The organism is Microbacterium sp. NPDC086615, assembly GCF_040686055.1.
Lineage (GTDB): Bacteria > Actinomycetota > Actinomycetes > Actinomycetales > Microbacteriaceae > Microbacterium.
The window spans coordinates 143,454-156,753 of the sequence record NZ_JBFBJJ010000007.1 but is presented as its reverse complement, the minus strand read 5'-3'; the positions used below and the strand labels follow the sequence as shown (position 1 = coordinate 156,753).

Annotated in this window: 13 protein-coding genes and 1 tRNA gene; 6 read left to right on the top strand and 8 right to left on the bottom strand. The window is 70.3% G+C overall.

The window, feature by feature from the left end; all coding sequences use genetic code 11:
* Nucleotides 1-26 precede the first annotated feature (26 nt).
* Nucleotides 27-3,479 (bottom strand): bifunctional proline dehydrogenase/L-glutamate gamma-semialdehyde dehydrogenase, encoded by a 3,453-nt coding sequence (locus AB0O24_RS09365; protein WP_363374357.1) that lies wholly within the window; start codon nt 3,477-3,479, stop codon nt 27-29.
* Nucleotides 3,480-3,578: 99 nt separating this feature from the next.
* On the opposite strand from AB0O24_RS09365, the gene AB0O24_RS09360 reads away from it, so the two are divergent.
* Nucleotides 3,579-4,466, top strand: coding sequence for a LysR family transcriptional regulator (locus tag AB0O24_RS09360; RefSeq protein WP_275799391.1), 888 nt, complete (start codon nt 3,579-3,581; stop codon nt 4,464-4,466).
* Between the two features lie 3 nt (nt 4,467-4,469).
* Here AB0O24_RS09360 and aztD read toward each other — a convergent pair whose 3' ends face one another.
* From aztD to aztB, 4 genes are read right to left on the bottom strand one after another with little or no spacing between them, the layout of a single operon-like run.
* Nucleotides 4,470-5,681, bottom strand: a complete 1,212-nt coding sequence (gene aztD, locus AB0O24_RS09355) for a zinc metallochaperone AztD (protein ID WP_363374354.1) — start codon at nt 5,679-5,681, stop codon at nt 4,470-4,472.
* A 34-nt stretch (nt 5,682-5,715) separates the two neighbouring features.
* Nucleotides 5,716-6,615, bottom strand: coding sequence for a zinc ABC transporter substrate-binding protein AztC (gene aztC, locus AB0O24_RS09350; RefSeq protein ID WP_363374351.1), 900 nt, complete (start codon nt 6,613-6,615; stop codon nt 5,716-5,718).
* Nucleotide 6,616: 1 nt separating this feature from the next.
* Complete coding sequence (locus AB0O24_RS09345) at nt 6,617-7,825, bottom strand: ABC transporter (protein WP_275799388.1); 1,209 nt, start codon at nt 7,823-7,825, stop codon at nt 6,617-6,619.
* A gap of 14 nt (nt 7,826-7,839) precedes the next feature.
* Nucleotides 7,840-8,694, bottom strand: coding sequence for a zinc ABC transporter permease AztB (gene aztB, locus AB0O24_RS09340; protein ID WP_363374348.1), 855 nt, complete (start codon nt 8,692-8,694; stop codon nt 7,840-7,842).
* 55 nt (nt 8,695-8,749) lie between these two features.
* Here aztB and aztA point away from each other — a divergent pair, with 55 nt between their 5' ends.
* Nucleotides 8,750-9,400, top strand: coding sequence for a zinc ABC transporter ATP-binding protein AztA (gene aztA, locus AB0O24_RS09335; RefSeq protein WP_363374345.1), 651 nt, complete (start codon nt 8,750-8,752; stop codon nt 9,398-9,400).
* On the opposite strand, the gene AB0O24_RS09330 is transcribed toward aztA, so the two are convergent.
* Nucleotides 9,372-9,803: a helix-turn-helix domain-containing protein gene (locus AB0O24_RS09330; protein WP_307385147.1), complete on the bottom strand. Its 432-nt coding sequence runs from the start codon at nt 9,801-9,803 to the stop codon at nt 9,372-9,374. The two genes, aztA and AB0O24_RS09330, sit on opposite strands and share 29 nt — an antisense overlap.
* 142 nt (nt 9,804-9,945) lie before the next feature.
* Here AB0O24_RS09330 and AB0O24_RS09325 point away from each other — a divergent pair, with 142 nt between their 5' ends.
* From AB0O24_RS09325 to AB0O24_RS09310, 4 genes are all read left to right on the top strand, one after another.
* Nucleotides 9,946-10,332, top strand: coding sequence for a hypothetical protein (locus AB0O24_RS09325; RefSeq protein ID WP_275799384.1), 387 nt, complete (start codon nt 9,946-9,948; stop codon nt 10,330-10,332).
* An 87-nt stretch (nt 10,333-10,419) separates the two neighbouring features.
* Nucleotides 10,420-10,770 carry a hypothetical protein gene (locus AB0O24_RS09320; protein ID WP_307385145.1) on the top strand — a complete coding sequence of 117 codons (351 nt, stop codon included), beginning with the start codon at nt 10,420-10,422 and terminating at the stop codon, nt 10,768-10,770.
* A 268-nt stretch (nt 10,771-11,038) separates the two neighbouring features.
* Nucleotides 11,039-11,341, top strand: a complete 303-nt coding sequence (locus AB0O24_RS09315) for a helix-turn-helix domain-containing protein (protein ID WP_275799382.1) — start codon at nt 11,039-11,041, stop codon at nt 11,339-11,341.
* The gene (locus AB0O24_RS09310) at nt 11,334-12,515 is read left to right on the top strand and encodes a type II toxin-antitoxin system HipA family toxin (RefSeq protein ID WP_363374340.1); all 1,182 of its coding nucleotides are present in this window, start codon (nt 11,334-11,336) and stop codon (nt 12,513-12,515) included. The genes AB0O24_RS09315 and AB0O24_RS09310 overlap by 8 nt, the downstream gene beginning before the upstream one ends.
* Before the next feature lie 61 nt (nt 12,516-12,576).
* Here AB0O24_RS09310 and AB0O24_RS09305 read toward each other — a convergent pair.
* Together AB0O24_RS09305 and AB0O24_RS09300 are read right to left on the bottom strand one after the other, a co-directional pair.
* Nucleotides 12,577-12,661 (bottom strand) — tRNA-Tyr (locus AB0O24_RS09305).
* Nucleotides 12,662-12,767: 106 nt separating this feature from the next.
* Complete coding sequence (locus AB0O24_RS09300; RefSeq protein WP_363374337.1) at nt 12,768-13,268, bottom strand: FBP domain-containing protein; 501 nt, start codon at nt 13,266-13,268, stop codon at nt 12,768-12,770.
* Nucleotides 13,269-13,300: the final 32 nt, after the last annotated feature.

Genomic DNA, 13,300 nt, shown 5'->3' with positions numbered 1-13,300 from the left:
GGCAATACCCGAGGACGCTAGCGAACTCAGCCGGCGGACACCAGCGGCGGCACCGCATACCGCCGCGGTGTCCCGAAGCGGTGCGCGGTAATCGACACGGCCTGCTCCCGCAGGAAGGGCAGCAGCTCGACCTGCCCGGCGCGCGTGACGTCGCCGGCGTAGACGGCCACCGATGGCGATCCCCCGGTGACCTCCGCGACCGCGGCGATCGACCCACCCAGCAGGCGCACGCGGCCACCCGAACGCGCGAGACGTGCGGCGCGACGGCCCCACTCCGCGGCGTCCTCGACGGCGAAGCCGACGCTCACTCCCTCGAGCCACGCACGCACCGCGGGAGACAGTTCTCGCGCGGAGCTCACGACGACCGGGGAACCGGCCCGAACCCCCGCGGCGACGACCCGCACCAGCGTCGTCTCCGACGCCTCCTCCACCCGCACGGTCACCGGCACCGCCGCGTACCGCAGCACGTTCTGCTCCGACTCGAGCCCCGTCACATCGCGCGCGAGCGAGAACTCCGAGGCCCAGGCGGAGGCATCGCTCGCGAGAGCGGATGCCAGCCACGCACGGTCCGCGGCGGGCACGGCGGCGAGCGCCGGGGCGGCGAGCGCGTCCGGACCCGCAACGGCCTCGCTCTCGGCATCCGTCCACGATCCGAACCCGAACAGGTAGTGCGGGCCGCCGGCCTTGGTTCCCGCACCCACCGCCGACTTCTTCCATCCGCCGAAGGGCTGGCGCTGCACGATCGCTCCCGTGGTGCCGCGGTTGACGTAGACGTTGCCCGCTTCGATGCGCGCGAGCCACGTGTCGATCTCGGCGGAGTCGAGCGCGTGCAGACCGGAGGTGAGGCCGTACTCGATCTCGTTGACGATGTCGATCGCCTCGTCCAGCGTCTCGGCGGTCATGATCCCGAGCACGGGACCGAAGTACTCCGTCCGGTGGAAGGCGCTACCGGGCTGCACGCCCTCGCGGATGCCGGGACGCCACAGACGACCCTCGTCGTCCAGGCGGCGCGGCTCGACGACCCAGCGCTGGCCGGGCTCCAGAGTGGTCAGCGCCGAGAGCAGCTTCCCCTGCGCGGGCTCGATGAGGGGGCCGACGCGCGAGGCCTCGTCCCACGGCATCCCGACCTCGAGCGAGGTCACCGCGTCGACGAGCTGCTCGCGGAAGCGGCGCGAGCGGGCGACGGAGCCGACGAGGACGACGAGGGATGCCGCGGAGCACTTCTGTCCGGCATGCCCGAACGCCGACATCGCGATGTCCTTCGCGGCGAGGTCGAGGTCGGCACTGGGGGTGACGATCACGGCGTTCTTTCCGCTCGTCTCGGCCAGCAGAGGAAGGTCGGGACGGAACGAGCGGAACAGCTCGGCCGTCTCATAGGCACCCGTCAGCACGACGCGTTCCACCGCGGGGTGCGTCAGCAGCTGTCGGCCGAGGTCGTTCTCCGACACCTGCACGAGCTTCAACACGTCGCGAGGAACGCCGGCCTCCCACAGCGCCTCGACCATCACCGCTCCGGAACGCTCGGCGAGGGCGGCGGGCTTGATGACGACGGCGGAGCCCGCAGCGAGGGCGGCGAGCGTCGAGCCGGCCGGGATGGCCACCGGGAAGTTCCACGGCGGAGTCACCACGGTCACACAGACGGGGGTGAACCGCGCTCCATCGACCGAGGCGAGACCCCGCGCCTGCTCGGCGTAATAGTGAGCGAAGTCGATCGCCTCCGACACCTCGGGGTCGCTCTGCTCGATGACCTTGCCGCACTCGGCGCCCATGACCTCGATGAGGTCGGCGCGACGCGCCTCGAGGGCATCGCCGGCGCGGTGCAGGATCTCGGCGCGCCCGTCGGCCCCGAGCGCGTGCCACGCGGCGGCGGCGTCCGCGGCATCCTGAATCAATGTGTTCAGAGCCGCTTCGTCGGTGACGGTGTGGGCCGCGATCGTGTCGATGCCCAGCGAAGAGCCCTGCATCCGCGTCACGATCCCGGCGGCCCACCGCCGGTTCGCCTCGATCGCCGGGTCCGAGTCGGGGGTGTTGCGGAAGCCCCGGGTCGGCGCGGGAGCAGCGGGCGCGGTGCGATCCTGCACCCGGTTCGAGGCGGGAACGCCGGAAGGCATATCGGCGAGGGATGCCAGGAAGCGATCGCGCTCGCGCGCGAACAGCGCCTCGTGGGTTTCGAGGTCGAACACCGCCGACATGAAGTTCTCGCTCGACGCACCTTCCTCGAGCCGTCGGATGAGGTACGCGATCGCGACGTCGAACTCCTGCGGGTGGACGACGGGCGTGTACAGCAGGATCGAGCCCACCGTCCGACGAACCACCGCCTGTTGGGCGCTCGCCATGCCGAGGAGCATCTCGATCTCGATGCCCTCCGCGACGCCCCGCCGCTCCGCCAGCAGCCAGGCCAGGGCGACGTCGAACAGGTTGTGTCCCGCGACGCCGATCCGCACGTTCTTCGTGTGCTCCGGCCGGAGCGCGTAGTCGAGCACCGCCTTGTAAGAGGCGTCGGTCGCCTGCTTCGACGGCCAGGTCGCGAGCGGCCAGTCGTGCACGTCGGCATCGACCCGCTCCATGGGCAGGTTCGCACCCTTGACGACGCGCACCTTGATGGGCGCGCCCCCGGATGCCACCCGCGCGGCGGTCCACTCCTGCAGGCGGGTCATCGCGGCAAGGGCATCGGGCAGGTAGGCCTGCAGCACGATGCCGGCCTCGACACCGTGGAACTCCGGCTCGCCGAGTAGGGTCTCGAACACCGCGAGGGTGAGGTCGAGGTCTTTGAACTCCTCCATGTCGAGGTTGAGGAAGGTGCCGGTCTGCTTCGCCACGCGGTACAGCGGGCGCAGAGCCGACACGGCATCGGCGACGGCGGCGTCGAACGCCCACGGCGTGTGGGGGGCGACGGTCGACGAGACCTTGATCGATACGTAGTCGACGTCGTCGCGCGCGAGGAGCTTGCGGGTGCCTGCGAGCCGGCGCGCTGCCTCCTCCTTGCCGAGGATCGCCTCACCGAGGAGGTTCACATTGAGACGGATGCCGTCGCCCCGGCCGCGGATCGCGGTGATGGCCGCGCCGAGCTTGCGATCGCTCGCGTCGACGATGAGGTGACGCACCATGGAACGCAGCGCGAGGCGTGCGGCGGGCACGACGACTCGCGGGAGGATCGGCGCGGCGAACGCGCCGAGGCGGATCGCGGCCTTCAGGTGCAGCGGGAGGAACCCCGGGATGAGCGGGGTCAGCGCGGCGAGGTTGCGCGCGGCGACCCGCACGTCCTCGGGGCGCACGACACCGTCGACGAAACCGACGGTGAAGTCGAGGCCGTGCGGATCGCGCAGCACGCCGGCGAGACGCTCGGCCGAGACGTCGACGGGCTCGTCGCGACTCTCGGCGAGCCAGCGGCGCACGAGGGCGATCGCCTCGTCGGCGAGCTCGTGCGGAGACACGAGCTCGGTGGGAGTGGCGGGGGCGTGCTGGTCGGTGAGCGACATGGCGATCCTTCCTCGGATGGCCTCAGTGTGCAGCCCACATCTCATCGGGAAAAGCGATCAATAGTGATGGGTTATCTTCGATGAAAGCGAAGGGATGCCATGTTCGATCTGCGCCGTCTCCGCCTGCTGCACGAACTGTCGATCCGCGGAACCCTCGCCGCCGTCGCCGAGGCCCTCTCCTACAGCCCCTCGACGATCTCGCAGCAGCTCTCGCTCCTCGAGAAGGAGGCCGGCGTCCCGCTACTCGAGCCCGACGGCCGCCGCCTCCGCCTCACCGCGCAGGGCGCGGCCCTCGCCGCCCATGCCGCGCGCATGCTCGCCGCCGACGAAGCCGCTCGGGCCGAGCTCGAACGCCTTCGCCCGTCCCTCGCGCCCGTGCGCGTCGCGGTCATGCAGTCCGCCGCCCACGGCCTGCTCCCTCGCACCCTCGACGCCCTCGCCGAGAGCGAGCCGGGGATGCGCATCGAAGTCGCCGAGCTCGCTCCCGAGGAGGGCCTGTTCGAGGTGGCCGCTCGCGGCTTCGACCTCGCTGTCGCCGAGCAGTACCCCGGCCACACGCGCGAGCACCGCGACGGCATCGAGCGGAGCCTGCTGGGGCGGGATGCCATCCGCCTGGCCGTCTCCCGAAACGATCCCGCGCGGCGGCTCGACGACCTGCGCGACCGCGCCTGGGTGATGGAACCCGTAGGGACCGCCGCCCGGCAGTGGGCGACCCAGCAGTGCCGAGCCGCCGGGTTCGAGCCCGACGTGCGGTTCGAGATGGCCGACCTGACCGCGCACGTGCGGCTCGTGGCATCCGGTCACGCCGTCGGCATGATCCCCGACCTCGTCTTCGCCGGCGACGCCCCGGCGGTGCGGCTGGTCGACCTGCCGGGCGAGCCGCGCCGCGAGGTGTTCACGGCCGTCCGGCGCGGAACGGCCGACCGCCCCGGCGTACGCGCGGTGCGCGCGGCACTGCAGGTGGCGTACGACCGGGGCGGTCGGTGAGGATCAGCGGGTCAACGCGATCTCATTCGGGGTGACGTCGAGCGTCGCACTCTTCACGACCTCGCCCGAGGTGAGATCGACCGCGTGCACGGCGTTCTTCGCGGGCTCGGTCACGTAGGCGATGTCGCCCGACACCTTGATGGCGGGGTGGGCGTCCTGCCATTCGACGGGCCCCTCCCACGCGTCGATGACGGGGAACGAATCGGTGAACGCGCCCTTCTCGAGATCGAAGACGTGGATCGCGCCGTCCGAGGCGAGGACGTAGCCGAGGTCTCCGGGGCCGCGCGCGAGGTCGCGGAACGTGTACTCGGCACCCTCGGGCATGTCGACCACGGTCTGCGTCTTCGCCTCGGTGTCGATCACCGCGACACGGTGCAGCAGGTAGCCCTCGGCATCCCGGTCGTCCTTGTAATCGCCGAGCACGAGGGGGCTGGTGTCGGTGACGAAGATGTTGCCCATGCGGCCGTAGGGCTGGTCCGGAGCGTCGACCTTGGTGATCTCGCCGTCGGCGTAGATCAGCGCGCCGTTCTCGCAGCCGAAGACGACGACCTCTCCCTCGGTGGTTCCCTCGCCGTGCACGCCCGGGCAGGTGGCGTTCTCGGCGACGGTGGCCCCCGACGGATCCTTCACGACGATGCCCGTGCGACCGTTCGCGTTGCCGACGGTCGTGACGAACGAGCCGTCCTCGAGCACGATCGACACGCCGTGGTGCGCCTCGACACCGGGGATCGTCTCGACCGCGGGAAGCGCGTCCGTGGATGCCAGCAGGGCATCGGTGTCGAAGATCGTCGAGTCGCTCGTGCCGTCGGCGTAGAGCACCGTCTTGCCGCCGTGCGTCACGACGTGGCCGGGCTTGGACGCCGGGAACACGAGGTCGGTGAGCTCGGGCTCGGTGGCCGAGGTCCCGGCATCCAGGACCTGGAAGCCCTCGCTGGTGGTGACCATGACGTGGCGGCCGTCGCCCGCGGAGTTCAGGCGCGTGAACTCCTCGGAGGTGACGTCGGCGAGGGTCTCGAGGCTCTCGCCGTCGAGCACGACGATGCCGCCGGGGTACGACAGGGCGACGCGGGTCCCGGTGTCAGCCGGGGCGCTCGACGCGGGCGCGGCGGAGCCGGCACCGCCGGCGCACGCCGTGAGTCCGACGGTCGCGCCGACCGCGAGCGCGAGCAGGCCCGCGCGGCGGAGGGGACCCGCGCGGAAGGAAGAACTGCGCATGTGATTTCTCTTTCTTTTCGGGAGGGGCCGTCGCTCAGGGCGACAGACCGCGGGCGATACGCTCCGTGTTGACGCGCATCATGGTCAGGTAGTCGGGGGCGCCCCCGTCGGCGTCGGTGAGCGACTCGGTGTACAGCTCGATCACCTCGACGTCGCGGTCCGCCTCCACGGCGAGGGCGCGCACGAGCCGGTCGGGAGACGACGACTCGGCGAAGATCGTGGGAACCCCCGCGTCGTCGACCGCCGCGACGAGATCGGCGAGGTCGCTCGCACTCGGAGCAGCCAGGGTGGTGCCGCCGGGGATCACCGCCCCCACCACGCGAAAGCCGAAGCGGTCGGCGAGGTAGCCGAACACGTGGTGGTTGGTGACGAGAGCGCGTCGCTCGGCCGGGATCGCGGCGAACGCGGCGGTCATCTCGGCATCCAGGTCCTCGAGCTCGGCGCGATACGCGGCAGCGTGTTCGGCGACGGCAGTCCCCCCGAGGTCGGTGAGCACGGGAGTGAGCGCGTCGACGACAGCGATCATTCGCGCCGGGTCGGTCCAGAAGTGGGGATCGTCGGCGCCGCCGGCGTCGGTCGAGGTGTACGGCAACACCGATACGGCCTCGCCCGCGACGAAGGTGCGCACCCCCTCAGCCGCCGCGGCGTCGAGGTGCTGCTGCAGCCCCTCCTCGAGCCCGAGACCGTTGGCCACGAGCAGATCGGCCGAGCGCATGCGCGCCGCCTCCGCCGCCGAGATCTCGAACGAGTGCGGGTCGGCGCCGGGACGCATGAGCGTCATGACCTCGACGTCGTCGCCGACGAGCTGCGAGACGACGTCGCCGAGGATGTTCGTCGTCACGACCACGAGCGGACGATCGGATCCCGCGCTCCCTGCACACCCGGTCAGCAGGAGCAGCGCGCCGGTCAGGGCGGCGGCGAGAAGCTTCTTCATGTCAGCGTCCCGTCTCGTCGTAGAACAGCGGAGAGCGCTCGGGGGCGAACTCCCGGGCGACGCGCGCCCCGTCGGCGAAGTCGATCTCCCACAAAAGGTTCTCGGCCGGGCCGTTAAGGTAGGCGCGCTGCTGGTCGGCGACCAGGTTCACCGGGAGCCCCGCGGCGAGACTCGCTGCGACGAGCGGGACGGATGCCGCGCGCTCCGCGCCCGTCTCCCCGTCCAGCACCCGCACGCTGCCGTCGGCCGTGAGCAGGAGCACGTTCGCGTCGTTGTCGTCGACCGCGACCGCCTCGATGACCGACTCGGCCGTCGGCAGCAGCGTCCAGGTGCGCTCGCGGGTGTCCAGCAGCCACACGCCCACGCCGCCAGCGACGCCGGCGACCGTGGGTCGACCCTCGCGGTTGGCGAATGCGGTCGCGCGCGGGGCGGTCGTTCCCGCGGGATAGGGGATGCGCTCGACGACGGGCTGCTCGTCTTCGACCGTCACGAGAAGAGCGCCGTCCCGGCATCCGATCACCGCCCCCACGCGGGTCGTGATCGTGCCTGCCGGATCGACGCAGGCGACCGGGTCGCCCATCGCCGCGCCATCCGCGGCGTGCAGCGTGACCTCGTCGCCCGCGGCCACCGCGGCGAACGACCCGGCGGGCACGACCAGTCCGGGGCCGGGCTCGACGGCCAACCGGAACCTCTCGGCGATCTCGCCCTTCGACAACGCTTCGGTGTCGAGGAGCACGGCCTCTCCCGACGCGGGGAAGAACAGACCCGTTCCGCCGGTCGTTGACGAGTTCGAGGTGGCGACGGTGGCGACGCCCTCCCCCGCGACATCGCCGAGGATCCGCGCCTCGGCGCGGTAGTAGTGGAAGTGGTCGACGTGATCCCAGGTCCAGACGCCGCTGTCGACGATCGAGACCCCGGCGTCGTCGGCCGAGAAGAGATAGCGCCCGTCGGAGTGCGTCGCGACGGGAGCGCGGACGGTGCCGAGATCGGCCGTCGTCTCGTCGAGCAGATCGAGGTGCGACACGCGCCCGTCCCCGTCGATCGAGGTGAGGCCGAGCGCGGGCTCGGCGAGCTCCGCTGCGCCGTCGATGTCGCCGTGGGTGTCGCGCGAGGGCTCGGACGCGGGGGCCGTCGGGGCCGCGCACCCGGTGAGCGCGACGAGCAGGAGGGCGGTGGGAAGGAACAGACGGGGGGAAGAGCGGTGGAGCATGGGGGCTTTCTAGGTCAGACGGGAACAGGAACGGCCGAGACGACCCGGCGCCGGAGCGGCGAGAGGACGGAGCGCAGCGCGCCGGAGACCCCGGCGGCGGCGATGGCGGTGGCGGCGATGGTCGCGCCGGCCGCGGTGGCGGCGTGCCACGAGACCACGAGTCCCACGAAGACCGCGACGACTCCGATAACCGCGGCGAGCGCCATCGTGGTGGGGATGCGGTGAGTCCACGGGCGAGCCGCGACCGCGGGGGCGACGAGCAGACCGACGACCAGGAGCGAGCCCACCGCCTGATAGGAGGCCACGACGGCGAGCGTGACGAGCCCGACGAGCGCGGTCTGCGCGAGCCGGGGACGCAGACCGAGCACGCGCGCGACCCGCTCGTCGACGGCGAGCGCGACGAGGCTTCGGTGCGCGACCACTGCGGTCACCACCCCGAGCGCGACGGCGACCGTGAGCACGACGAGGTCGTCGACCCCGATGGCGAGGATGTCGCCGAAGAGGATGGCCGTGGCATCCGTCGCGAAGCTCCCGGCGTGCGAGATGACGATCACGCCGAGTGCGAGCATGCCGACGAACAGCAGACCGATGCTCGTGTCGTACGACAGGCGTCCGCGGCGCTGCAGCGCCCCGATGCCGAGGCTCATCACCACCGCACTGGCGGCGGCGCCGAGGAGGACGGGCACACCGAGAACGGTCGCGAGCGCGACGCCGGGCAGCATCCCGTGCGCGAGGGCCTCACCGAGGAAGGCCATGCCGCGCACGATCACCCACGTGCCGGCGATGCCGCACAGGATCGCGACGAGCGACCCGCCCCAGAACGCGCGCTGCACGAACTCGAACGAGAACGGATCGGTGAGAAAGGACACGAGGGACGACCGTAGCGTCGATGAGAACGATTCTCAAACTCATAGAATGGATGCCATGACCCCCCTTTCCGCCTCCCTTCGCGGCATCCGCGTCGAGTTCTCCGGCGTCCGCGCCGTCGACGACGTCGACCTCGACATCACCGCGGGGGCCCTCACCGCGATCGTCGGCCCCAACGGCGCGGGGAAGTCGACCCTCCTCGAGGTGCTCGCCGGCGCGAGACGACCGACCGCAGGGGAGGTCGACGTGCACGGGAGCACGCGCGCCTTCGTCCCGCAACGCGCCGCGGTCTCCGACCGCCTCCCCCTCACGGTCCGCGAGATGGTCGCGGTGGGCACATGGGGACGCCCCGCCCCTCGGCCCCGCACGTCAGCCGCGAAGCGCGAGGCCGTCGACGCCGCGATGGCGCGACTCGACATCACGCCCCTCGCTCGGCATCCCTTCGCGTCCCTGTCGGGCGGTCAACGACAGCGCGCGCTCCTCGCGCAGGGGCTGGCGAGCGGCGCGGATCTCCTGCTCCTCGACGAGCCGACCACCGGACTGGACACCCACAGCGGCAGCCTGATCCGCGCGGCGATCGCGGAGGAGACGCGACGCGGCACATCCGTCGTCTGCGTGAGCCACGACGAGGCGCTCATCGCCTGCGCGACGCACATCGTGCGCCTCGAGGCGGGTCGCGTCAGATCCGCGCCTGCGCCCGCGCGGTGACGCGGCGGAGCAGATCCGCGAAGCCGTGGAACATCTCCGAGGACTCCGCGCGAATGGCCGCGTACACCTCGGTCTCGAAGCGCCCGAGTGCCGACCACGGCTCGGCATCCAGATCGACCTCGAGGAAGATGTGGTTCACGCGACGATCCTCGGCGTCGAGCTCGCGGCGCAGCACGCCGCGTCCGACCAGCCGATCCACGAGTGTCGTCACGCCGGCCGAGGTGACGTCGAGGTGCTCTCGGAGCAGGGAGGGACGGATGCCGGGATGAGCACCGATGCTGCGGATCGCGCGCGCCTCCAACTCGCTGACACCCAGCGACTTTCGCGCGACGACCAGGGCATCTCTTCCCGCCTCGACATACTCGCCGAGGGCCTCGATGAGGACGGATGACGCATCTGGCATGGTCGATCTCCCCCACGGCCCCGGCTGGCCTCTCTTCGAGCATAGCCAGATCGATGAACATTTCATGTATTTATTTAAATTCGTGAATTACCTGCTAGATTAGCAGTTAGCCCCGCCCAACGACCCAGACAAGGAGATCGCCATGGCAAAGCTCTACTACGGATCCGACACGTCGCCCGTCACCCTGCCGGACCGCCTGCTCGGATACATCAAGGTCATCACGGCCACCAAGCTGCGACGCGGAGAATCGTTCACGCTGACGTGGTCAGGTGCCGACGATGAGACCGGGCGCTCGACGATCTGGCTCCAGCCGTCGATTCCCCTGCGTTTCGTCTTCGACTCCCCCGAGCCCGAGCAGCTCAGCGGCGAGTACCTGCGTGCCCTCGCCGACCAGTCCAACTCCGCCACCGGGCTCAACATCGACGTACGCACATGGGAGGCCACCGAGGAGGCCGTCCGCGTGTCGTCGCGAACCTCCGTCTCGAGTTCGCCGTCGCGCCCCTCGACGCGTCCCGTCCGCGCCGCCTAGTAGCACACCGCACGCCCGACCCGTTCCGGCCGCCATAATGGCGGTGGGAACGGGTCTTCTCGTTCTCCCCCGGGGAAGGAGACGCGCGTGCCGGTCCGAAAACTGCTCGACAAAGAGACACTCGACCAGTGGCTCGCGGAGTTCCTCGCGCGCGGCTATCTGACCGGCAGCGAGATCCGCGTCCTCGAACAGGACGACGACCAAGACCCCGACGCGGGACTGATCGTGGTCGATCTCAGCCGCGCCAACACGATCAGCTATCTGCAGCCGATGACGGGTGGCGAAGGCGCGTGGAAGGTCACGATGGAGCCGCGCGAGTCGGTGATCGAGCTCGGCGCGGCCGACCTCGTCAACCTCGGACACGAGGTGACCGTGCTCGGCTCGCTCCTGTGCTTCCTCGAGTCGAAGTCCCGCATCCTCCTCGAACAGGCGCGCTGAGCCCGCCCGGCTGAGCCCACCCGGCTGAGCCCGCTCGGGACCCTGGCCGCGATCGCAACCGCCGGCCGGATGCGATGGCCCTGACGTGTCTGAGCGGACGCGGGGATGCCACGGACGCGGTGCGGCGCTCGGAGCGTGAAGAGGGGGTCACCGCGACAGCCAGGGGCGAGGCCGGCGCTGATACGGCGGGACCTCGACACGCGCTAAGAAACCGAATTAGTGTACGTAAACTACTTTTGGTAACAATTTCGTTGTGTTAAATTGAGGCGTGGTCGTCACCCCTCCCCCCGTGAAGCGCGCGCTGCGCGCGTTGGGACAGCACATCTCGACCCAACGAAAGCTCATGGGTCTCACGCAGGCGATGGTCGCGGAACGCTCGGGCGTGAGCCAGCCGCTGATCGTCCGGCTCGAAAAGGGGGAAGGAGCGACCCTCGAGAAGACACTGCGGGTCCTGCGGGTCCTGGGGATGATGGATGCCGTCATCGACGCTGCCGATCCGTACCGGACCGACCGCGGCAGGCTCCTGGCGGGCGAGAAGCTTCCCACACGGGTACGGGCCGATCGTGGCTGATCAGGTAGGCGTCACCACCGTCATCGACGGCGAAGACATCCCTGCCGGCACGATCTATCGGACCCGCGCGACGGGGTCATTCCGCTACGACGACAGCTATCTCGCTCATCCGAAAGCGTTCCCCCTGGTCCCCGCTCTGCCGCTCGCGGGCGGCGCGCAGTCCATGACGCCGAATCCCTTCAGCGACTCGGCCCCCGATACGTGGGGCAGGAAGGTGATGACCCGGGCCTCGGGAGGGCGCACCCTCGACGACATCACCCTGCTGCTCGGGGTGAACGACTTCTCCCGCCAGGGCGCCACGCGATTCTGGGTCGACGGCCAGGCCGTCTCCGACGGCGACGGCGTCCCCGTCGAAGCCGAACTGCGCGAGATCCTCGCGGCGGCCGATGCCATCCAACGCGGAGATCGCGACATCGCTGAAGTCGCGCTGCGTCGACTGTTCCGGGCCACCGGATCCCTGGGAGGCGCGCGCCCCAAGGCCGGAGTACGCCGCGGAAGCGACCTGTGGCTCGTGAAGTTCCCGAAACCCCAGGGCGACGACTGGAACGTCATGGCGTGGGAAGCCTCCATGCTCGACGCGATGTCAGCGACGGGCATCGACGTTCCCGATCATGAGACGAGAACCCTCACCGTCGGCGGCGAGCCGAGAACGGTGCTCTTCCTGAAGCGCTTCGACCGTACGGTCGCCCACGCGCGCATCCCCTACTTCTCCGCGCTCTCCGCCCTGGAGGCCCGCGACGGCGACGGCGGGGACTGGCTCGACCTGGCTGACTTCACCCGTGTGAACGGCGGAGACACCGTCGAGCTGTGGCGCCGTGGCGTGTTCGGCCACCTCGTGGGAAACCGCGACGATCATCTCCGGAATCACGGCTTCCTCCGCCGAGGTCGCGACTGGCAGCTCTCTCCCGCCTTCGACGTGAATCCCACACCGCTCGCCGACGGAGACGCGCACGAACTCGCCCTGTTCGGCAACGTGGCACCCGACCTTGCAGCCTGGACGGCTGACGACACCCTGTCGCTCTTCGGCGTCAAGCAGGTGCAGGTCACGGAGTTCCTGGATGCCACGCGCACCGCCCTCGAGAAGGCACCTCAGCGCGCCTCGGCGCACGGCGCAGACCAGCACAGCATCGCGGTGATGGAAAGCCGCATCGAGAACGCGGTCGCTCAGCTTTGACGCGAAGATTCGGAAACCAGAACGTCCCGCGACATGAACCTCATGTCGCGGGACGTCACGCTGGTGGCGAGTGAGGGATTCGAACCCCCGAATGCAATGCAGTCTGATTTACAGTCAGATCCCTTTGGCCGCTTGGGTAACTCGCCGAGTGCGCACCCGCCCGGCTTTGGCAGTCGACCGGAGGCGCGATAGACCACTCTACTATCCCGGAAGGGATGCCTCCAACCACGCCGGAGATCTCGCGCCGGGTATCTACCGCGCGATGTCGGCGGCCTCGCGCACGCGGTCGACGAACTCCTCGGTCCGCCGCTTCGTGCCGTCGATCTTACGGTCCACGCTCGCGCGGATCTCGCTCGGGGCGAGGGGCGCGGCGAGGCGCACCGTCTCGTGGCACGACAGGTCGACACACATGTACGTGCCGACGGTGTCGCCCTGCTCCCCCGCCGCCCCCGCCTTGCGGGCGGTGAAGAGCGACACCTGGTCTCCGGGCTGCATCGTGTGGCACAGATTGCACATCGCCGACCGCGCCCGCGACTGCCCCTCCGCGGCGCGCAGCACCACGCCGGTGGGCTCGCCGTCACGCTCGGCGACGACGTATCCGCGGCCGCGGGTCCGCGGATCCCGCCACGCGAAGAAGTCCAGGTGATCCCAGTCCGTCAGCACGAAGTCGTGGGGCATCGCGATGACACGCAGTTCGTCGGGGGTGGCGTTGATGAACGCGTCCCTGACCTCGTTCTCGGTGAGTGCTCGCATGGCATCCGAGTTTACGAGCGCATCGGTAGGCT